We start from the raw sequence: 21549 nt of genomic DNA on the forward strand, positions 1-21549 counted from the left end.
TCGGCTGCCGCCGACTTTTTTAGTCATTTCGAAATTTATTTTACATACACCTGCATGCGCCTATTCTGACTTGATGGCTTCCAGTGCGCTGAGTTTCATAGCCCTTCTTGCAGGGGAAAAACCTGAAACAATTCCTATCAATATTGCAAAAACTATTGACAGCAGCGCCAGCCAGGGCGGAATAACCGATATCTTCGAACCGCCGCTGTTCATGCCCATTCCCATACCCATGCCCATTCCCACCATGCCGCCGTCACCTGAGTTCATAATATTTCTCCCTACGGTATTTAAAACCAGGGAGGCAAGATAACTCAGGAGGACACCGACGCACCCGCCAAAAAATCCGATGACGCCCGCTTCCAGGAGAAACAGCTGCCGGATATTGTTCATCTTGCAGCCCAAAACCTTCATAACACCTATTTCACGGGTTCTTTCGTATATTGACATTATCATGGTATTGGTAATACCGAGGGCGGAAATGAGAAGCGAAATCGCACCTATGCCTCCCAGTACCAACTGGATGGTCTGGGCCTGTTTCTGCATGGGCTTTCTCATATCGGCAAGGCTGTTCGTACCGTATCCCATTTCATCTATTTCCTTCTGCACGCGGTCCACATCCTTCATATTGTCAACCATGACCATAAGTCTTTCAAAGCCTTTGGAAGTATCGGTGCTGGGCATGCCCCAATAATTGTCCTGTTTTCCGTTCTGGGATTTTGCATTATCCTTCATAAGTTTTTGAAGGTAGTTGTAATCCATGAAAATGTATCCGTCTTTCTGCCAATCGTTAGTGACGGACAACAGACCTACTCCCTTGACTTTATATAGCTTGGGCGGTTTTTCGGAGGTTTCCGAACCTCCGATCCCCTCCTGGCGCCGCTTTTCTCCGTAACTCATATCAAAGGTTACTTCCAGTTTGTCTGTCAATACGTCAACAGGCGGCTTTGAGTTTGGACCCATCATACCATATCGTGTTTTAGGATTATAAAAATACTGCGGTATATTGCCTCCAACCAGGATTTTATCGGTATCGCCCTCTTGAAGCAATCTTCCCTGCTCAACAGGATAATCGAAATTCTCTATGGTCCTGGCATCTATACCCATAACGGAAACATAGGCCATATATTTGCCGGATACCAGCTTCATATTGCCTTCCACAACCGGTGTCACACCTCTTATGCCTTTTATTGCACTTATTTTTGATATGGCAATGCTGTCAAGCACAATCTCTTTTGGCGGACCACCGGTATTATCCGGAGAGTTTCTGTATTTTGTCACATTGATAATATTCAAATTGCCCATCTGTTTCAGCTGCTCTTCGAAATTTTCATTCATGCCGATGCCCAGGGATACCATTACAACAATTGCTGCTGTTCCGATTACAACGCCCAGTACGGTCAATATGGTTCTGGTTTTTCTTCTGAACAGGTTTTTCAAGCCCATGGATATAATATCAAAGCTCCTCATCGAACAATAATTCCTTTCTTCTTCTTATTTTTCTACGAACCAGAAGAATTACTGTTACCATGACTGCAAGCAAGCCTGTGCCTGATGCAATGTATGCCCACAGCGGAAATTTCTTTCCGCCCTCCTGGGGCATTGAACCATCGCCGGGCATAGGGGGAGGAGCCGGCATTTCTGAGGCATTTAATGTTATTTCCTTTTTAACCTCTTGTGGATTTCCTTCTGCGTCCTCATAGGAAAAAATGACGAAACCTTTTACCGGACCTGCTGCCCCGGGGGTTATTGCACCGTCAAAGGAATCGGTCTTGCCGGGTTCGAAATTTCCCACAAAATAACTGGTGCCTTCAACTTTAAAATCGCCTTCAAGCTTGACCAACAGGTTATATAATGTGGATTTGCCCATATTATAAAAACTTACGTTTATAGGAACAGGATTGCCGATAAATGCTTCAGGCGGAAAACTGAAATCTCCTATTACCAGCCTTGTTGCCTGTGTAAGGGGAATTCCCACAATATCCTTTGTCGTATAAGGATTTCCCTTATCGTCCTCATAGTCATAATTTACACTGATGGTATACTGCTTCGGTGCCGCATCCGATTTTGAGGAAAAACTGATTTGTTTCTTAATATTCTTTTTTGGTGAAATATTATCTATGTAAAAAGAATTTGAATTAACCGTGGAAAAAGTACCATCATCAGAATTAAGGGTGATCTTAACGTTTTTTATTGCCGATGATTTGCTTGTATTCAATATTGACAAATCCAGGGTAAAGGGCTGTCCTGCCTTAATGGTCTTGGGATTTATACTATAGCTGTCAATTATTAACCTGGGTACGGTTTTTCCGGTGGAATTCTCCACATAGAAACCCACATATTGCATTACAGTCTGCTTGGAAGCCGCATCTGCGGAGGGTACATCATATTCCACATTCAGTGCGACAGCGTAATTTTTTGTTACGGCTTCATCTGAAATAAACAGCTGGAACTGTACATTTTTTGTTTCTCCTTTTTTCAGCGTAGGAATAATTATAGTGTTTTGTGTCCTTGGAATTATTTCCTTATCTGCGGTAACCGTTACTTTTACGTTCCGTGCATCTTCAGTTCCGGTATTCACAACGTCAAAAGCCACCAATGCGTTTTCTCCTGGAGAGAGCGCCGAGGCGGGGGAAACAATATTCTTCAGTTCGACTATTGTCTGGGAGTCCTGTCCCTGTATATTGATAAAGAAATCAATCTCTTCGGAATGGCTTTCACCGTCAGGATCTGAATAGTCAAGCTTCAATTTCAGGCTATTGGCACCGGCCTCTATTTTCTTTGATGCCGAAAGATTATAGGTTATTGTTGAAGTATCATATCCGTATATAATCGAACGGGTTTGCTTGCTTGTGGTTCCCTGGATGCTGACACCGTCATTTTTCAGGCCTAACAGCGTAACTGAAACGTTTTTTGCAGATAACTGGCCTTCGTTTTCAAGTGTGATATCCATCTGGAAGTCCTGTCCCGGCTGTACGGGAGAAGGATTTGTAGTCACGGTTTTAAGGATCAGCTTTGGAAGGGCGTTTCCTTCCAGTGTTTTTATATAGCCGGTTTCTGTGGTACTGTAATAATCATTATATGTATTGTAGAATTGAATATTAAATTTAATGGGGTATGTCTTGGCTGCCGCTCCGGGAGCAATACTGAAGGTGAATTTAACCTCGGTGGCCTCATTGGGGAGCATTGAGTCAACGGTTTGAGACAGATTCATTGATTCTATCTCAATTGGAACAGAACCGTCCAATACGGGGGAAACGGTGACCTTTTTGGCCACATACTGTCCTGCGTTCTTTATGGGCAGTGCATAGGTAATTTGATATCCCGCCTGTCCCGACGGTATGGGGGAGTTGCCTGAAATTACTATTTTAGGTGCTTTTTTAGTGGTGTCCTCCGGTGCTGAGGAGGAAGTATCGGGTATGGCCTGTGATATGTTGATAAAATCTGACAAATTGTAATCAACACCGTTGATTTTATAATAAATATTAACTTCCAGTCTTTTAGAGCCTCCGTTAAATACGAAGGTCGTGTCATCGGTTTTAAAATTTGATCCCTCGGGCCTTGCTGTCAGCGTCGATCCTCCGTCCTTCAGGGAAAAGGAGGAGCCGGCGATTTCAATATAATCCACCACAGCATTTGAGGTGTTTTTTTTGATATGAAGGGTTATATTGAACGTATCGCCGTCTGTAAGTGTCGGAGAATTGGATGTGTTATAGCTATAGCCGCTCAAAACCACATCCTTTACCTCGGCATTCACAGGGGTAACTCTAAATAAAACATTTGATAGTACTATCAGGCATATCAGCAGAATAGAAATATATTTTTTTACGGTTTTCATAAGTTTTTATCCTCCAGGCTACACTTTGGTGTTATTTTTAAATTTATTTTGGTAAATTCCTTCTATTTTATCAAGGAAGGAGTTTTAAATTCCACTTTTTCAATATTGCCGTCCAGAATATGTATTATCTTGTCGGCGTAACCGGCAATGTTTGTATCATGTGTAACTATTATCAAAGTTTGATTATTTTTTCTGGCAATCCCGGTAATCAGGTCCATGACCTCCACGGTGGTTTTGGAATCAAGGTTTCCTGTGGGTTCGTCGGCGAAAACTATTTCCGGATTGCCTACGAAGGCTCTTGCAATGCCCACCCTTTGCTGCTGGCCGCCGCTCATCTGCGAAGGCTTTCTGTTGCTGTGGGATTTGAGCCCCACAGAGCTAAGCATCTGCTTTGATTTCTTGTCCCTTATCCAACGGGGAATTCCTTTAAAGGCCAGAGGCAGTCCGACATTTTCCATAGCTGTCAGGTTTGGGAGCAGATTGTAGGATTGAAAAACGAAACCAATATATTTTTGCCGAAAAAGCACAAGTCTTTTTTCGTCTAATTTCTCAACATGTGTATTTTTTATTATGATTTCACCTCTGGTCGGCTTTTCAAGCCCGGCCATGAGATTCAGCAGCGTGGATTTTCCTGAACCCGAAGTTCCAAGCAGGCAGCATATTTCACCCTTGCCTATGGAAAGATCGATATTTTCAAGAGCTATAACCTTTTCATTACCAACTCTGTATACTTTGCGGATTCCTTTTACTTCGATGATATTCTCCAAATAAATTCATTCCTCCTTTGCCTGAATTTTCCTAACCATATTTAGACGAACCAATAATAATAAAGGTTCCCAATATAATGTAAAAAAATTTTTACATATATTGTACTTAAATGGCGAAATTTGGGTGACTATTTCCCAACTTTATTATATAATATTCTTGTAAAAAAAATAGTGGGTGTATTTCTTAAGTTTTTCTTAATTAATGAGAAAGCGGGCGGGATACTATGGAAAAAATATATGTCGGAGTTAATGAAGATATTTTGGGAAGTTATCTGGGCGAAGACGTGTACTCGGTGGGCGGTAACATGATTGTGCCCTCAAATACCATTATTACGGATTATATTTTAAAAAAGCTTATTGACTTCAGAATTGACAAAATCTTTATCTATAATTCAAATCCTGTTCATGGGGATGAATATCTATCCAATGAAAAATTAAACCAAGACCAGAAAAAATATATTGAGGATGTCAATGTTGCCAAACAGATGCTCCAGGACCTTGCCTCGGGTAAAAAATTGGACTTCAGCAAAGCCGAGGATATATCCGAGCATATTTACAGCAAGATAAATGACTGCGGCTCTCTGATGGATTGTGTAAATTCCGTCAGAATTGCAGATTCCTATACATATTCACATCTGGTCAATGTTTCGGTATATTCCATGCTTCTTGGCAAATGGCTGGGCTTTGGTAAAAAGCAGCTAAAGGAAATAGTAATGGCCGGCTTGCTCCATGATGTGGGTAAGGCACGGATTCCCGAAGAAATACTGAATAAAAAGGGTACATTAACTGATTATGAATATGAGATTATGAAAAGACATACTGTTTACGGTTATGAAATAGTAAAAGGCATCAAAGGGATCAGTATGGATATCAAAAGGGCTGTAATAATGCATCACGAAAAAGAGGACGGCACCGGTTATCCTTTCGGAATAAAAGGCAGCCAAAAAAATCTGTATTCCAAAATTGTTACTGTATCGGATATTTTCGATGCAATAACCTCCGAAAGAGTCTACAGGGGAAGACAGACTCCCTTTACAGCTTTTAAAGAACTGGAAAATGTGGGTTTTGAAACAGTTGATCCCAAGATCATGATGGCCCTGTTTACAAATATGCCCAGCTATTATGTGGGCTCAAAGGTAAAGCTTAAAAACGGGGAAATCGGTGAGGTTGTATATGTTCCAAATCAGTGTGCATATGCTCCAGTTATCAGGGTCAATGAGGATTTCGTCGATTTCTCAAAAGAGAAAGAGGAATTGATCAAGGAGTTTTTATAAAAACTTTGCAGGGGTACTTTCCTGGTTAAAATCTGGTTGTACACCATAAGAACAATTTTAATTCATATCTGTCAATGGTGCTCCCGACCGCTATCCACCAATGGATCGCCTCCGAAGTTCTTGCCTGAAATAGTATGGGCTCACTCCAAGCACCTCTTTACCGTCGCAGCGACTCGACCATCCGGGTCTCGCGTGCTGCTTAAATTGACCTCCTGTCAATTTCCCGGCACGATGTACTTGGAGTAAGCCTACAAATTTCAAGCAAGCTCTTCTAATCAGGCTTCTCATTGGTGGAAACGTTCTCGCGCACTATTGAAGCACGGTTCTTTAAAGTTGTTTCCGGTGAGTCAGCAGCTATTTATTACGAAATGTACCTGCATTTTTAAAAACTGGTATAATATTATGCTGGTACAAGCGCTAAATTAACCCGTTGTGCCAATTAAAATTTTGTTTTGCTTTATAGATAGATTTAATCAGAATCAACTGGTACGAGAGGACAACTTCATGAAATAAGATGCACAGTTAAAAACAATTGCGGTAAATTGTCGCCAAAGGTAAAGCGGTATTGCCGTCAAAGCAACAGGACGTTGCTTTGAGCTTCAAATCGAGACAGGAGGTCGAGTTTGAGCGACGGCAAAACCGCTTTAAATGAGGCGATACAATTTTCGCAATTGTTTTGTGGGCATCCTTATTTCATGAAGTTAGTACGGAAGTTACCAGTTGATATGAAAAATTACACAGGTAAAGCAAAGATTAAATAACTGCAACAAGTATTTATCACAGAAGGATATCTATAAATGTTTTGACCGCTTTTGAAAGCATTACATTTTTCATGGTAACTATGCCGACCTTTCTTTGCGGCAGTTCTTCCATGGTTTTTATATGGAACAACTGCCCGCTTTTAATATGTTCAACCGCACTGTTCTTCAGAACATAAGCAATTCCTGTGCCGATCAGGGCGAACTCCACCAGAAGGTCAAGGCTTTCAAGTTCTATTTCTGGGGAGCAGGCAAGGCCATGCCGGGCAAAAAAGGCATCGATGGCCTTCCGGGTGGAACTGTCGGGAGGGAGCATGACCAGAGGGTTGGTGTTCAATTCCTCAAGCGATATTTCTCTGCCTTTAAGTCCGGAATATTTTTCAGAAGCAACAAAAATATCCTCAACAGTTATAAATGGTACTGCCGAGTATATTTCACCGTTTACCGGAAGGGTTGAAATGACCATGTCCACCATGCCGTTTTTCAGTACCTCCAGCAGCTGAGGAGTGGTACGGTTTACTACTTTTATAGCTATCCGAGGGTACAGAAGTCCGAATTTTTTAATATATGGCATAACGAAGTATTTGCATATGGAATCACTGACACCTATCCGTATCTCACCGGATTTCAAATCCTCCAGCTCCTGAAGCTTCGATTCGGCCGTTTTCAGAAAATTAAAGGCCTGTGATACATAACTGAAGAGCATTTCTCCTTCCGAAGTCAATTGAATGGCTCTGGATTTTCTAAAGAAAAGTGTCACTCCAAGCTGGGCCTCCAGCTGCTTGATTGACTGGCTCACCGCCGATTGTGAGATAAACAGCTTTTTTGCTGCTGTAGAGAAACTTTTATTGGAGCAGCAGTAATAAAATATTTTATACAGCTCAAAGTTTATATCCATAAGTACTCCTAATGTAAAACATTAATAATATTAATTTTACTAATATATTTTATCATATTATAATTTAAATATCATCCTGTACTTAACTATAAATATAGATTTTTTAACATATTCTGAATTTTGAATGGCGTGGATTTTACGCCGGAAACGGAGCCGATATGGGAAGCATGGTAAAAAGACTTTTTGTTGAAAAGAAAAAACCATATGATGTGGAGGCACAGGGGCTTTTGTCCGACCTGACCGAAACATTGGGCATAAAGTCACTGGAGTGGGTAAAAATAGTAAACCGGTATGATATGGAAGGAATCAGCGACCAGGAGTACCGGATGGCACGAAACACTATCTTTTCGGAACCTCCCGTAGATTTTGCATACGATGAAGAATATGCAATCCCTGCCGGCTGCAAGGCCTTTGCGGTTGAATACCTGCCCGGACAGTATGACCAGAGAGCCGATTCGGCCGCCCAGTGCATACAGCTGCTGACTCAGGGAGAACGTCCTGAAATAAAGGCTGCCAGAGTAATAGTGCTGGGCGGCTCAGTTTCTGAGCACGACCTTGCAGCTATCAAGAAATTTTATATAAATCCCGTTGAAAGCAGGGAAGCAGGTATGGAAAAGCCTGAAACCCTGAAAACCGAGGTTGAAAAGCCGGAGGCTGTGGCAACTGTCAACGGATTTATAAATATGGACCGGGAGCAGCTCTCGGGTCTTCTGAAGGAAATGGGCTTTGCAATGTCTTTTGATGATATTGTGTTCTGTCAGGAATATTTTAAAAATACCGAGAAAAGAGATCCATCTGTAACTGAAATGAGAATGATAGATACTTACTGGTCGGATCACTGCCGGCATACCACCTTCCTTACCTGCATCGACGACGTCAGATTTCAGCCGGGTAAATATACCAAAGTGATAGAAGAAACTTTTAATGACTACAAGTCTGCCAGAGAAGATATTTACAAGGGGCGTTCCGACAGGGATATATGCCTGATGGATGTTGCACTCATGGCTATGAAGCAGCTTAAAAAGCAGGGCAGGCTGGGGGATCTGGACCTTTCGGATGAAATCAATGCCTGCAGTATTGTTGTTGATGCCGATATAAACGGAAAGAGTGAAGAATGGCTGGTAATGTTCAAGAACGAAACACATAACCATCCCACAGAAATAGAACCTTTTGGAGGAGCTGCCACCTGTCTGGGCGGCGCCATCCGCGACCCGCTTTCGGGAAGGGTATATGTCTATCAGGCAATGAGGGTGACCGGAAGCGGCGACCCCAGGAAGAAGATGGAAGAAACCATTCCCGGAAAGCTTCCCCAAAAGAAAATAACCACCGGCGCCGCAGCCGGCTACAGCTCCTACGGCAACCAGATAGGCCTTGCAACAGGGCTGGTTGCTGAAATATACAATGAAGGCTATGTTGCAAAGAGGATGGAAATAGGTGCCGTAATAGGCGCCGCCCCCAGGAAAAATGTTGTGCGCATGCAGCCGGCAGCCGGCGACAGGATAGTACTGCTGGGAGGCAGGACGGGGAGAGACGGCTGCGGAGGAGCAACAGGTTCATCCAAGGCACATACAGAAGAATCGCTGGTAACCTGCGGAGCTGAAGTTCAGAAGGGAAATGCTCCCACAGAGAGAAAGATCCAGCGCCTGTTCAGAAACCCCGAGGTAAGCACCTTGATCAAGAGATGCAACGACTTCGGTGCAGGCGGCGTATCGGTTGCTATCGGCGAACTGGCCGACGGACTTGAAATAGATCTGGATATGGTTCCAAAGAAATATGAAGGTCTGGACGGGACAGAGCTGGCTATTTCCGAATCCCAGGAAAGAATGGCTGTAGTTGTAAATTCGTCTGATGTGGAAAAATTCATTAAACATTCAAATGAAGAAAACCTTGAGGCCGTTGTAGTTGCCGAGGTTACTGAGGCACCCAGGCTTAAGATGAACTGGAGGGGCAAAACCATAGTCGATTTAAGCCGGGAATTTCTGAATTCAAACGGAGCAAAGCAAAGAATAGACATAGAGATAACTGCTCCGGATGAGGAGAGCTATTTTGACAGATATAAAAATATAAAAATTGAGAATCTTACCGAAAAGTGGGTGGAAAACCTTCAGAACCTGAACAGATGCAGTCAGAAAGGGCTTGTGGAGCGCTTTGATTCAACAATAGGCGCAAATACAGTCCTGATGCCCTTCGGGGGAAAGAACCAGCTCACGCCTGCCGAGGGTATGGCTGCAAAGCTGCCGCTAATGGAAGGGGACACCACTACCGGAACCTTGATGTCCTATGGCTGCAATCCTGAAATATCCACGTGGAGTCCCTTCCACGGTGCGGTGTTTGCAGTTGTGGAATCTGTGGCAAAAATTGCAGCCATGGGCGGTGACTACAAAAAGATCAGATTAACACTGCAGGAATATTTCGAGAAGCCGGGCAGGGATGCAAAACGCTGGGGCAAGCCTTTAAGCGCACTGCTGGGTGCATACTATGCACAAATGAAACTGGGCACGGCCGCAATCGGAGGCAAGGACAGCATGTCGGGCAGCTTCAACGAGATGGATGTGCCGCCTACACTTGTATCCTTTGCCGTGGACACAGTAAATGTAAACAATGTTGTTTCCAATGAGTTTAAAGGGGCTGGGAACAAAGTTGTACTTTTGCCGGTAGGACTGGACCGGAATAATCTTCCAGACTTCGAAGAACTGGAGCGGGTTTATGAAGCTATTCATAAAATGGCTGCCGAAAAGTCAATATTGTCTGCAAGCTCGGTAAGAGAAGGCGGTATAGCTGAAATAATCAGCAAAATGGCCTTTGGAAATATGATTGGCTTTGAATTTGCCGGGAATATGGAAACAGCAATGCTGTTTAAACCGCTCTATGGCTCAATTGTTATTGAAGTTAAAGAAAGCACCGAGCTATCATCGGTTCTGTCGGGCATAAATTACACGGTGCTTGGTATTACAGCTTCCACTGCCGAAATAAAGGTTGCGGGAGAAAAAATACCGCTGGCCATGCTTGCAGAAAAATGGCAGGCACCTCTGGAAAAGGTATTCCCGACCAGAGTAAAGCAGCAGACGGCAGTACCTGCGGAATATAAATACGAAGCCGGAAAAAAGGCAAGGCCATCCGTAAAGCTTTCCGTACCAAGGATATTTATACCTGTATTCCCGGGCACCAACTGTGAATACGATACTAAAAAGGTTTTTGAAAAAGCGGGCGGAATTGTTGAAACTCTGGTTATAAGAAACCTCTCGCATAATGATATAGAAGCATCTATCAAAGAGATGGAAAGGTTGATCAACAATTCCCAGATAATAATGATTCCGGGCGGCTTCAGTGCCGGAGACGAACCCGAAGGCTCAGGCAAATTCATCGCCACAGCCTTCAGAAATCCTGTGGTCAGCCAGGCTGTGATGAAGCTGCTCAAGGAGAGGGATGGTCTGGTGCTGGGCATATGCAACGGCTTCCAGGCACTGGTAAAGCTTGGATTGCTGCCTTTCGGGGAAATCAGGGATATTGATGAAAGCTGCCCGACGCTTACCTTCAACACTATTGGACGTCATCAGTCCTGTCTTGTGAATACCAAGATAACTTCAAACCTTTCACCGTGGCTGAACAACGTAAAGGTTGGAGACATTCACACAGTAGCCATATCCCACGGTGAGGGCAGATTTACAGCCGGCAGCGATGTGCTGGAAACTCTGCAGGCAAATGGTCAGATAGCTACCCAATATGTTGATCCCAACGGCAGGCCGACATACGATATCAGCTATAATCCCAATGGATCGGTAAATGCCATAGAAGGCATTACAAGTCCTGACGGAAGAGTATTCGGCAAGATGGGGCACTCTGAAAGGATAGGGGCAAACCTGTACAGGAATGTGCCGGGAGAGAAGGACCAGCAGTTATTCCAGGCAGGAGTGGACTATTTTAGAGCGTAGAATATGAACATAGGAAAGTACAGGTGTGGACAATGAAGAAAATTACCGACAGAAGTTTAAAATATGTGGCTGTATTTTTGCTGACAGCATATCTCTTTTTATTGGCCTACCTTACTTTTTTCAGTTCCCATTACGGCCGCGGAAATGGACTGAGAGGAATAAATATTGTCCCGTTTTCAACCATAATGCAATATTTGACCCGTCATATGGGAACCCGCAGTGTAATAATAAACCTGGCAGGAAATATAGCGGCCTTCATGCCGATGGGTTTTTTATTGCCATTAGCTTTTGAAAGTATGAAAAAATTCAGCAGGGTAATTGCTGTTTCCATTTTTGCAACTGTTCTTGTTGAAGTTGTTCAATACCTGACAAGCTCAGGGATAAGCGATATCGATGATATTTTTCTGAACCTCCTGGGGGGGATATCCGGGTATCTTCTTTATAAAGCATTACTCACCATTTTTAAAAAGCATAAATCTTAAAAGCATAAATCTTAAGACCTAAAATGGATTATTTCCTGAACTTCTAAAAGATATCAAAAGAATAATATTATAATATATATGGCAATACTTATACAGCGTATTAAAGGCTGCAGTGCATCCCGGTATTGATGGGTTTTGTTTCCTTGCAGTCAACGGAAAAAAATGTTATTATGAGAACTAGTTAAATGTCTATTGATTACAATTTAACTGTGTGTCAACGGCACACGGACGGGAGGTTAGCTTGAAAGACTCCACTTGCGTTCGTCTTCCAAACTAACCTGTGAATTTATGGCCGTGCGAAATATTCAAAGTATTTACCAATACCAAAGTATTATCAAATACTTTGAAAGCGCACATGGCCAATTAACCTCCTTTATTCGCCTTATAGCGGATGAGGGAGAGAACAAATTTCATTATTATTTTGTGGCCGCTAAGCGGCTCAAAGCCATAACATGGCTTAGGAGGTTAATATGAAGATATCATTTTCTACGCTGGGCTGTCCTGGCTGGAGTTGGGAGGATATGCTCTCGACAGCGAAGGACATCGGCTTTGATGGTATTGAAATTCGAGGTATAGGAAATGAATTATATGCACCCAGGGCTAAACAATTTACTGTTGAAAATATTGATTTGACTAAAAAGAAACTTGATAAAATAGGTCTTGAAATACCTTGCCTGACGTCTGCAAGTTATTTATTTGATAAAGCAAATATTGATAAGCATATTCAGGAAGCACAGGACTATATTGAACTTGCTTCAAAACTCGGTACACCTTATGTCAGAGTATTGGGAGATGCACAGCCCCAGCCCGGCGATGTTGACATTGAATTTGTAATCGATAACCTGAGAAAACTGTCAGTAAAGGCTCAAGAGAAGGGCGTAAAGCTTCTCGTAGAAACAAATGGAGTTTTTGCAGCTTCAAAGGTATTGAAGGCGGCCATTGAAAAGGTGGCGTCGGATTATGTAGGAGTTTTATGGGATGTCCACCATCCAATCAGATTTTTCAATGAGTCTGTAGAGGAAACTTATGAAAATCTGAAGAACCGTATTTCCTTCATTCATATCAAGGATTCAATAGTGGTTGATGGTGTTATAAAGTATAAGATGATGGGACATGGCGATATTCCCATTAAAAGTATAGTCAGAATACTTAAGGAAAATGACTATAAAGGATATCTGTCTCTTGAATGGGTAAAGAGATGGTGCCTTGACCTGGAGGAGCCGGGAATAGTTTTTTCACATTATGCCGGTTACATGAAAAGTCTGATCTGATCAGCAGGCTTTAAAAATATTTTACTGTATGGAATAATTAGCCTGTCCATTCTTCAAAGTGGGGTGGACAGGAAATAATTGAGTTTATGTGGAAAAATATGGTATCATTCTTGCGATAATAATATTGCAGGAGACTACCATGAAGAGATTAACCATATATTTTCTGTTTCTATTTATAACAATTCTATTAGCAGGCTGCGGTCGGCAGGCTGCTGCCCTTCATAAGCAAGGCACCTATCAATATAAGAATTCTACAATTGAGTTAAGTAAAAAAGTAAGGACACTGGATATTTCGGTGGACTCGGGAAAACTTCAGATATTCTGCTGGGACAAGCCCGAAATAACCTGTGAAATTAAACATACGGTCAGGGACAAAAAAACTGATGAGCAGCTTCAAAAGCTTCTTAACAAATTTTCAGTCAAGAGTACGGTTAAGGATAATATCTGCTATATTTCGGTAGACTATGGCGGAAATATCAAAAATTCAAATGATATTTTTTCGGAAATCAAGCTTACAATTCCTCGGCGGATCAACAGCATTGAGCTGGTACAGGAACAGGGGAGTCTTGTAGTCGAAGATAAATTCGAAGGAAGCATAAAAGCAGAACTGGAGGCTGCAAGTGCAGAGATTAAAGCTTTATACGGCTCAATGTCGATACATTGTGAAAATGGCAATTTCAGACTGAATTCCGGCAGACTGACCCGAGCTTCCGAGGTTAAAATTGAAAAAGGGAATATATATGTAAAGGCTGAATGTGAAAGTAAGTCCACCCATTCCTTTAAAACCGGAACCGGGAATATCGAGCTAACCTTTCCGGTTACAGCGGCTATAAGCCTTGACACAGTCGGCACTATATCCCATAATCAATTCACCGGATCAGAGGGAGATATCAAAATAAATGCAAGTACAAAATTTGGTAAATTGTCAATTAATGGATACATAAATTGAGAAAAATGAAATAAATTAACAAATTTAGAAAAAACATGTTGACAAAAAATAAATCTGTATTTATAATTTAAATAGATCGTTTAAAAACCTTCTCATTTTCCAATTCGCTTATACTTTTAGAGAGATTTATATATATTATACAAAAGAACTGGAGAAAGCTAATGTCACTCATAAAAATAATGATTATGGACGATGATGATGAATATTCGTTCAATCTGTGTAATTCTCTTACCCATAATTTTTCTGAAACCTTGCTTGTAAATTATTGCAGCAATTCCTATAACATTGAAGAATGGATAAAAAAAATCGACCCCGACATTGTTCTCACCTGTGAAAAGTATTATCTTCAAATAAAAAAATATTTTGCAAAGCCTATCTTTATCTTATCATCAGGAGTCACAGAGAGCAGTTTTTCAGAAATCCCTTCGATATATAAATACAAGGAAGTTGATAAAATTGCCGGAGATATTGTCAACGGCTTTATAAATACAGGAAATATCATAAAAAATACTAAGGAAAAAAACACGAAAGTAATAGCTGTATACTCTGCTTCGGGCAGTGTCGGAAAAACCTCCATTGCCATGGGAATAAGTTCATTTTGTTCCCTATCCGGTCTAAAGGTTTTCTATCTGAATCTGGAACAGTTTCAATCCACAAATTTCTTTTTTTCCTGCAATGCGGAATACTCGCTATCTGAAATTATTTATTATGTACAGCAAAGGGACAGGAATCTGATATCAAAGCTTCCAGCCCTGTGGTGTCAGGAGCCGTCTGCAAATATTTTTTATTTCAAGGAGGCGAAGCATCCCTTCGAAATAAATGAGCTGCTTCCCGGGGATATTGAATTTCTCATGAATTCGCTGAAGGAATGCGGAAAATACGACCTTATTGTCATTGATATGGATTCAAGATTTGATTCCAACTCAATAGAAGTCTTCGTAAATGCTGATGAAGTTATATATATTATCACTGACGAAGAAATATGTTTACATAAAACAAAGGTCTTTATGGAAAGCTTAAGCATGCTTTCAAATACAACAGGTCAACATTCTTATTTGTTACATAAATTCTTATATGTCGCAAATAAAGTATCAAATCAGGATCTCCCATTATTCCCACATTTCATTTCTAAAGAAAGTTTCATTTCTCAAATTCCCTTCAATGAAATTGTCAATTCAAAAAAGTTCAGTATAATGGGAGGACCTGAAGAAATATACAATTCCATAAAAAAAATCGCCGGCAGATACATCAGCAGTCAACCTGGAGGATAAAAATTGAATCAGAACCTGGTAAACGAAATTAAAGCTGCTATAAATGAAAGAATTGATTTAAAGAGGAATTTATCGGATGAAGAGATTAGTGAAATAGTTGAAAAATCGGTATTTGAAAAATCGAGAGAAATTATTTTAAGCACCTGTGAAAAGAAGGAAATAATATCGGCCATTTTCAATTCCCTGCGCAGACTTGATATTATCCAGCCCGTGCTTGAGGACCCCGGTATCACCGAGATTATGATAAACGGGCCCGATAATATTTTTATAGAGAGGAATGGAAAAAGTGAAAGACTTAATCTTCATTTCGAATCTTCCCAAAAGCTGGAAGACATAATTCAAATAATGGTAACAGCAGTAAACCGGACGGTCAACGAGTCCACACCTATTGTGGATGCCAGGCTCAAAGACGGCTCAAGAATAAATGTGGTTCTTCCGCCCATTGCTCTTAATGGGCCAATCGTTACCATCAGAAAATTTCCCGACAAACCCGTTAATATGGAAAAGCTCATAGAGCTTGGGTCATTGACGGCCCAGGCCGCCGATGCTCTGAGAAAATTGGTGGTGGCAAAATACAATATTTTTATCAGCGGCGGAACCGGTTCCGGCAAAACCACCTTTCTCAATGCATTATCAAATTATATCCCACAGGATGAGAGAGTCATTACAATAGAAGATTCTGCAGAACTGCAAATACACAATATCCCCAACCTCGTCAGGCTTGAGACCAGAAATGCCAATCTGGAGGGAAGAGGTGAGATCACCATCAGGGATTTGATAAAGACCTCTCTTAGAATGAGGCCAGACAGGATCATAGTTGGCGAAGTAAGAGGACCTGAAGCTATTGACATGTTGCAGGCAATGAATACGGGTCATGACGGTTCACTTTCAACAGGCCATGCCAATTCGGCCATGGATATGCTGTCAAGGCTTGAGACAATGATATTGAGCTCATCGGCCATACCCCTTGAAGCAGTACGTAAGCAGATAGCCTCGGCAATCGATATAATTATTTTTCTGTCAAGATTGAGGGATAAATCCAGACGGACGCTTGAAATTTCAGAAGTGCTGGGTCTTGAAAACGGACAGTATATGCTTAAGCCTCTGTTTAGCTTTGAAGAGGCTCATGGGGACAATACCGGTTTATCCGGCAAGGTTACCGGCTGTTTGGCAAGAAGTGCAAATCCGTTGATTAATACTCAAAAAATGATAAATGCAGGCTTATCATGTGATATATAGTATATTATCAGTGAATATGATTCCACTGGTGTTTAAGGAGGGATAGTTTTTGCAGGACTACGATATTTATTTGATGCCTCTGAAATGGAAGATATTCTACATATTACTTGCCTCAACAGTTATTTTTGCAGTTTCCTATCTCTTTTACAGAAGCGTTGTATTTGCCGGAATTCTCAGTCCGTTGGGAATTTTATACCTGAAGCACAAGAAAAAGCAATTGATAGACAAACGAAAAAATGAGCTGAATATTCAGTTTAAAGATTTGCTGACATCTTTGGCCTCCTCTCTGTCTTCAGGCAAAGCAATAGAGAATGCCTTCAATGTTGCCCTGGGCGATTTGCTCGTTCTATACCCGGGTGAAGAGAGCGACATAATCAAGGAGACCAGAATCATAATTCATAAGCTGTCTTTAAACATCACGGTGGAGGAGGCCATATGGGATCTGGCCAAACGCAGCAAATTGGAGGATATAGTTAATTTTTCCGATGTGATAAGCATTTGCAAGAGGGCCGGAGGGAATTTGATAGAAGCAATAAAGAATGCCTCGGGAATAATAAGCGACAAAATAGAAATGAAACAGGAAATAGAAACTCTGTTGTCTTCAAGAAATTTTGAGCAAAAAATCTTGAATATTATGCCTGTTGCTATGATTCTTCTTTTATCCCTGACTGCCCAGGATTACATCAGTCCCATATTTACAACGGTTCAGGGGAAAATGGCAATGACATTGTGCCTGCTGCTGCTATGGGGTGCTTATGTACTATCCGGTAAAATTATGAATATTAGGTTGTGAAATATGCTTCTTATAAAAATAATCACATTAGCTGCTCTCATGGGCAGTATCTCGTGCCTGCTGGTCATACTTGCGGGTAACTATGCCAGGTACCTGGCATATATTAAGGCTTTGGACAAGTCAAAGGACCGCTTTTTGAAAAGATTTCTGCCTTTTGGTCTATATGTCCTTGACAGATATGGCTATTCGTTTAATTCTGCCTATGACAGGAGAATCCTTAACCATATTTGTGAAGTATACGGTCAGGAGTACTCCTTCTTTTACATAAGAGTAATGTATGCCAATAAGATTACCCTATTTGCACTTTTTGTCATTCTGGAATTGATTACTGCTCTGGCTTCGGGATATGATCCGTCATATATGATTTACATTGTAATGCTAATGGCCTTAATTATGATAGTGGAGGATACACGTCTGAAGAACAGGGTGAAATTGAGAAGACTGGAGATTCAGCTGGAATTTCCGAATTTTATTAATAAACTTACCTTACTGTTAAATGCAGGGATGACAATGTCAAAGGCCTGGGAGAAGATTTCCGGCGACAGAACCGGCAGCAGGAGCACTTTTTATCAAGAGGTTGAGAAAACTGTATGTGACCTGAAAGCAGGGAAGAATGAAGCCGAGGCCTACAGTCAGTTTGCAAAAAGGGTCAAAGTGCCTGAAATATCAAGATTAATGTCGACAATTTTGCAAAATACCAAGAGGGGAGGAACTGATTTGGTCCTCTCATTGAGATTACAGTCAAATGAATGCTGGGAGATGCGCAAAAGTGCAGTAAGAAAATTGGGAGAGGAAGCTTCGACAAAACTCCTGTTCCCGATGATGATAATGTTTTTTGCGATTTTAATAATAGTCGTAACCCCCGCAGTTCTCTCCATGCAGGGGATAGCATCGGATTTTTAAAAAAGGAATATCAAGATTTTATTATTTAGGAGGTCAGTTATGAATTCTGCATTAAAAAGGTTTTTTACAGAAGAAGATGGGATGGGTACTGTTGAGGTAATAATTATTATAGCTGTATTGGTGGGAGTTGCATTGCTTTTCAGAAAGCAGCTCATCAACTTTGTGAATGCTATAATCAACAATCTGTTTCCTGATGCAAGCAAGCTTGAGAATAATAAAAACGGAACCCAGGGTACTCTTGCAGGCTGAGAATTTTACATTTGATAACCTAGTATAAAATGGGGAGTTTATCTCCCCCGATGCTATGGCGGCCCGGACAATTGACAAAATGACTGCCTGCCAGAATAGGGGATGAGAAAAGGTGAAGCAAGTTCTGAATAAAATGAAGTCAATGGTACTTAGCTTTAATGAGAAGGGCAGTTTTACGGTAGAAGCTTCCATTGTATTTTCGTTAGTATTTTTACTAATGGTTGTTCTGGTTTACTGCTTTATAATTATGTATCAATATATCTCTCTTCAAAGTGCTGCAAGCGAAGCTTCCAACCGGGGGGCAGCATATTATGTAAAACAATTTAAATCAAATTCTCAATGGCCGCCCCAAACAAATTTATACTGGAGAATTTTCGATTCCGACACAGCCGTCAAAAGGGGCAGTATAGAAACATACACATTAACCGGTATTGAGCCCTCCATAATCAATTCGGAAAAAACAGTAAAGATTGATACATATTACAGTTTATTGATCAACCAGCTGAAGGTTGGGATTGAGGAAAATTATCCGCTTCCCGCCGGAAAGCTGCTCGCAATTTTCGGCATTTCTCCCCAACTGGCAATAAGGGCTGAAATCTCAACTCCTCTGGAGGATAACGCTGAATTTGTCAGGAATCTGGATATGGTCATTGATATAAAAAACTGCATGGTTAACAGCGATAATAAATGGATAGGAACCGGCTCGGAGGTTAATGAGGTATTAGGCAAACTGTTAAAAAAACACTAAAAGTGTGGTGAAGAGATAATGAAAGCAGTAAAACCAATTTCCACAATTTATAATAAAGGGTCTATTACCGTTTTTATCAGTATAGTATTATCATCAATTTTTCTGGTGGCAGGTACCTTTACCGATGCGGCCAGAATCAGGCTTGCCCATTCCCAGGTACAGAGAGCCAGCCAGACTGCCCTTTCCTCGGTGCTTGCATGTTATAACAATGAACTTAAGGAGCAATACGGCCTATTTGGTTTTTATCTGGATAACGAAACTGTTAATGACAGTTTCGAGGAGTACTTTTCCAAAAATTTAAATATAGGCAGTCAGGATTTTCTTTACGGCTTTAACATTGAAAATATAAAATTGGAGCGACCCTTCGGTCTGGGGAACAATAAGATTTTTGAAGAGCAGATAATGGAGTTCATGAAATACCGGGCTCCTCTTGAAATAGCTTCAGAACTTCTCTCAAAAATTGAAGGGATAAAAAATTTATCAAAAGGCTCAAAAGTCTACAAAAGAAAAATGGAAACAGATAAGAAAGCGGGAGCAATAGGTAAACTTCAAATGCTTCTGGAGGAAAAAGCCGGTGCCATAAATAACTCGGATATTGCAGTAAAGATTAAGGATTTAAAAGAACAGCTCATAGAGAAAAATTCGGTTATCGAGGAAATATCGGCAAGACTGGGGGACCTTCAGGGCCTGTATTCCAATGAAAAAGATGCCGGCACCAGAAAGAGCCTGCTGAGTGAAATAAACTCTGTCAGGGCCGAACTCACCGATATTAATAATGCTAAAGCAAATGTAAAAAATTCAATACTGGATAATTTAAATTTGTTTAAAAACTTAAATGCGGTGGCAGCAGATTATTCACAAAGCATAACTGTTCAAAAAGGTGACCTGCTCAACAGAATAGAGGAAGAACTGAAGTTTGTAAGTGACAGCCGGGAGGGTATCGAAGAAATACAAAAAGCCTATAATCAAAGCCTGTCAAACATGAAGGATATTATTGGGGAAGATAATTCCGGCTCAATAATAAAAAGTCTGGAATCGAATATTGTCAGCTGCTTTAACGCCATTGAAAAGGCCGGTGAAAGTGAAGGCAGTTTCCTGTCGGCATTGGATTCATTCCAGCCACAGGAAATAAATTACACTTTTATTAAGTCCGGACCTGCTTCTTCGGAGGATGAAGACAATAGGGACAAGGTGCTTCAGGTATTGCAAAAAGCCTTTAAATCAAAAGAGGAGATGAAAACCATCGACCATAGCTTGCTGACGCAGCTTCCTTCCAAAAAGCGGATGCTTCAGGAGGAAAATTCCGACTGGGATATACTGGACTTTAATACCACAAACGGTGCCGAAAAGGAGCTGCAATACATTGGAGAAAAAGAAAGCGGCTTTGAGCAGATAGCACTGAATATAGCTGAAGACCTGTTTGTTAATGAGTACATAATGGGAATTTTCAGACACGATGTTCCGCTTATGAAAGGTGAGACTGACAGCGAGGCCTATAACTTGAGATCAGAAGACAAGTATCAAAGAAACGGTTTCTTTTCATGCTATGAGGTTGAATACATAATTAACGGAAACAAGGATGAAGCCGTCAACTCCATGCTGATAACATCAGAAATACTTGCTGTAAGGCTTGCTGCAAATGTAATACACATTTATACCGACCCTTCCAAAATGAACAGGGTAACTGCCCTGGCCGCGGCGCTGAGCAGTTGGAGTGCAGGTTTGTCGACCCCCTTGATACAAACCATGCTGGTTTTTTCCTGGGCCATGTTTGAGTCACTTTACGATCAGGAACAGCTAAGTCAGGGAGAGAAAATAGCTTTGTATAAAAACGGAGACCAGTGGAAAACAGATATATCAGGTACAATTAACAACAAAAAAACTGCAGAGGCCAATAATAATCCATTACTTTTAAGCTATCAGGATTATCTGAGAATATTTCTGCTGTTAACCGACAAGGAAAAAAAGCTGGCCAGGACCCAGGATCTCATACAATTAAATGTGGCTATGTCCCTCCAGGGCTTTTCAATAGAAGATTCATACGTGGCTTTGGCGGCCGATACAACGGTATCCATGAAAAATCTCTTTTTATCCATTCCGGCCTTTTCCCTGGAACAGAGAAGAAACATTTCCAGAACTGATATCAACGAGGGTATGCTGTTGAGTTATTAAACCGGCAA

The 21549-nt window shown here is 41.2% G+C and carries 16 protein-coding genes; 12 read left to right on the top strand and 4 right to left on the bottom strand.

The window, feature by feature from the left end:
* Window positions 1-60: 60 nt before the first annotated feature.
* From T344_RS0124575 to T344_RS0124585, 3 genes are all read right to left on the bottom strand, one after another.
* Complete coding sequence (locus T344_RS0124575; protein ID WP_027630906.1) at window positions 61-1467, bottom strand: ABC transporter permease; 1407 nt, start codon at window positions 1465-1467, stop codon at window positions 61-63.
* Window positions 1454-3835: a COG1361 S-layer family protein gene (locus tag T344_RS0124580; protein ID WP_027630907.1), complete on the bottom strand. Its 2382-nt coding sequence runs from the start codon at window positions 3833-3835 to the stop codon at window positions 1454-1456. Before T344_RS0124580 ends, T344_RS0124575 begins: the two co-directional genes overlap by 14 nt.
* A gap of 62 nt (window positions 3836-3897) precedes the next feature.
* Window positions 3898-4602 carry an ABC transporter ATP-binding protein gene (locus tag T344_RS0124585; protein ID WP_004623293.1) on the bottom strand — a complete coding sequence of 235 codons (705 nt, stop codon included), beginning with the start codon at window positions 4600-4602 and terminating at the stop codon, window positions 3898-3900.
* Window positions 4603-4826: 224 nt separating this feature from the next.
* On the opposite strand from T344_RS0124585, the gene T344_RS0124590 reads away from it, so the two are divergent.
* Window positions 4827-5876, top strand: a complete 1050-nt coding sequence (locus tag T344_RS0124590; protein ID WP_027630908.1) for an HD-GYP domain-containing protein — start codon at window positions 4827-4829, stop codon at window positions 5874-5876.
* A 777-nt stretch (window positions 5877-6653) separates the two neighbouring features.
* Here T344_RS0124590 and T344_RS0124600 read toward each other — a convergent pair.
* Window positions 6654-7532, bottom strand: a complete 879-nt coding sequence (locus T344_RS0124600; RefSeq protein WP_027630909.1) for a LysR family transcriptional regulator — start codon at window positions 7530-7532, stop codon at window positions 6654-6656.
* 158 nt (window positions 7533-7690) lie between these two features.
* Here T344_RS0124600 and T344_RS0124605 point away from each other — a divergent pair, with 158 nt between their 5' ends.
* The 11 genes from T344_RS0124605 to T344_RS0124660 all read left to right on the top strand — a co-directional run bounded on the left by T344_RS0124605 (window position 7691) and on the right by T344_RS0124660 (window position 21541).
* Window positions 7691-11464 carry a phosphoribosylformylglycinamidine synthase gene (locus T344_RS0124605; RefSeq protein WP_027630910.1) on the top strand — a complete coding sequence of 1258 codons (3774 nt, stop codon included), beginning with the start codon at window positions 7691-7693 and terminating at the stop codon, window positions 11462-11464.
* A 32-nt stretch (window positions 11465-11496) separates the two neighbouring features.
* Complete coding sequence (locus T344_RS0124610) at window positions 11497-11946, top strand: VanZ family protein (RefSeq protein ID WP_027630911.1); 450 nt, start codon at window positions 11497-11499, stop codon at window positions 11944-11946.
* A gap of 470 nt (window positions 11947-12416) precedes the next feature.
* Complete coding sequence (locus T344_RS0124620) at window positions 12417-13217, top strand: sugar phosphate isomerase/epimerase family protein (RefSeq protein ID WP_027630912.1); 801 nt, start codon at window positions 12417-12419, stop codon at window positions 13215-13217.
* 139 nt (window positions 13218-13356) lie between these two features.
* Window positions 13357-14166, top strand: coding sequence for a DUF4097 family beta strand repeat-containing protein (locus T344_RS0124625; protein WP_027630913.1), 810 nt, complete (start codon window positions 13357-13359; stop codon window positions 14164-14166).
* Window positions 14167-14327: 161 nt separating this feature from the next.
* Window positions 14328-15437 carry a P-loop NTPase family protein gene (locus T344_RS0124630; protein WP_027630914.1) on the top strand — a complete coding sequence of 370 codons (1110 nt, stop codon included), beginning with the start codon at window positions 14328-14330 and terminating at the stop codon, window positions 15435-15437.
* A gap of 3 nt (window positions 15438-15440) precedes the next feature.
* Window positions 15441-16676, top strand: coding sequence for a TadA family conjugal transfer-associated ATPase (locus T344_RS0124635; RefSeq protein WP_027630915.1), 1236 nt, complete (start codon window positions 15441-15443; stop codon window positions 16674-16676).
* 49 nt (window positions 16677-16725) lie between these two features.
* Window positions 16726-17469 carry a type II secretion system F family protein gene (locus T344_RS0124640; RefSeq protein WP_027630916.1) on the top strand — a complete coding sequence of 248 codons (744 nt, stop codon included), beginning with the start codon at window positions 16726-16728 and terminating at the stop codon, window positions 17467-17469.
* 3 nt (window positions 17470-17472) lie between these two features.
* A complete protein-coding gene (locus T344_RS0124645; protein WP_027630917.1) occupies window positions 17473-18372 on the top strand; it encodes a type II secretion system F family protein in 900 nt (299 codons plus the stop codon).
* Window positions 18373-18411: 39 nt separating this feature from the next.
* Window positions 18412-18621, top strand: coding sequence for a Flp1 family type IVb pilin (locus T344_RS0124650; RefSeq protein WP_004623202.1), 210 nt, complete (start codon window positions 18412-18414; stop codon window positions 18619-18621).
* A 112-nt stretch (window positions 18622-18733) separates the two neighbouring features.
* The gene (locus T344_RS0124655) at window positions 18734-19369 is read left to right on the top strand and encodes a TadE/TadG family type IV pilus assembly protein (RefSeq protein ID WP_051572244.1); all 636 of its coding nucleotides are present in this window, start codon (window positions 18734-18736) and stop codon (window positions 19367-19369) included.
* A gap of 18 nt (window positions 19370-19387) precedes the next feature.
* Window positions 19388-21541 carry a DUF5702 domain-containing protein gene (locus T344_RS0124660; RefSeq protein WP_051572246.1) on the top strand — a complete coding sequence of 718 codons (2154 nt, stop codon included), beginning with the start codon at window positions 19388-19390 and terminating at the stop codon, window positions 21539-21541.
* Window positions 21542-21549: the final 8 nt, after the last annotated feature.

The organism is Ruminiclostridium cellobioparum DSM 1351 = ATCC 15832, assembly GCF_000621505.1.
GTDB classification, from domain to species: domain Bacteria; phylum Bacillota; class Clostridia; order Acetivibrionales; family DSM-1351; genus Ruminiclostridium; species Ruminiclostridium cellobioparum.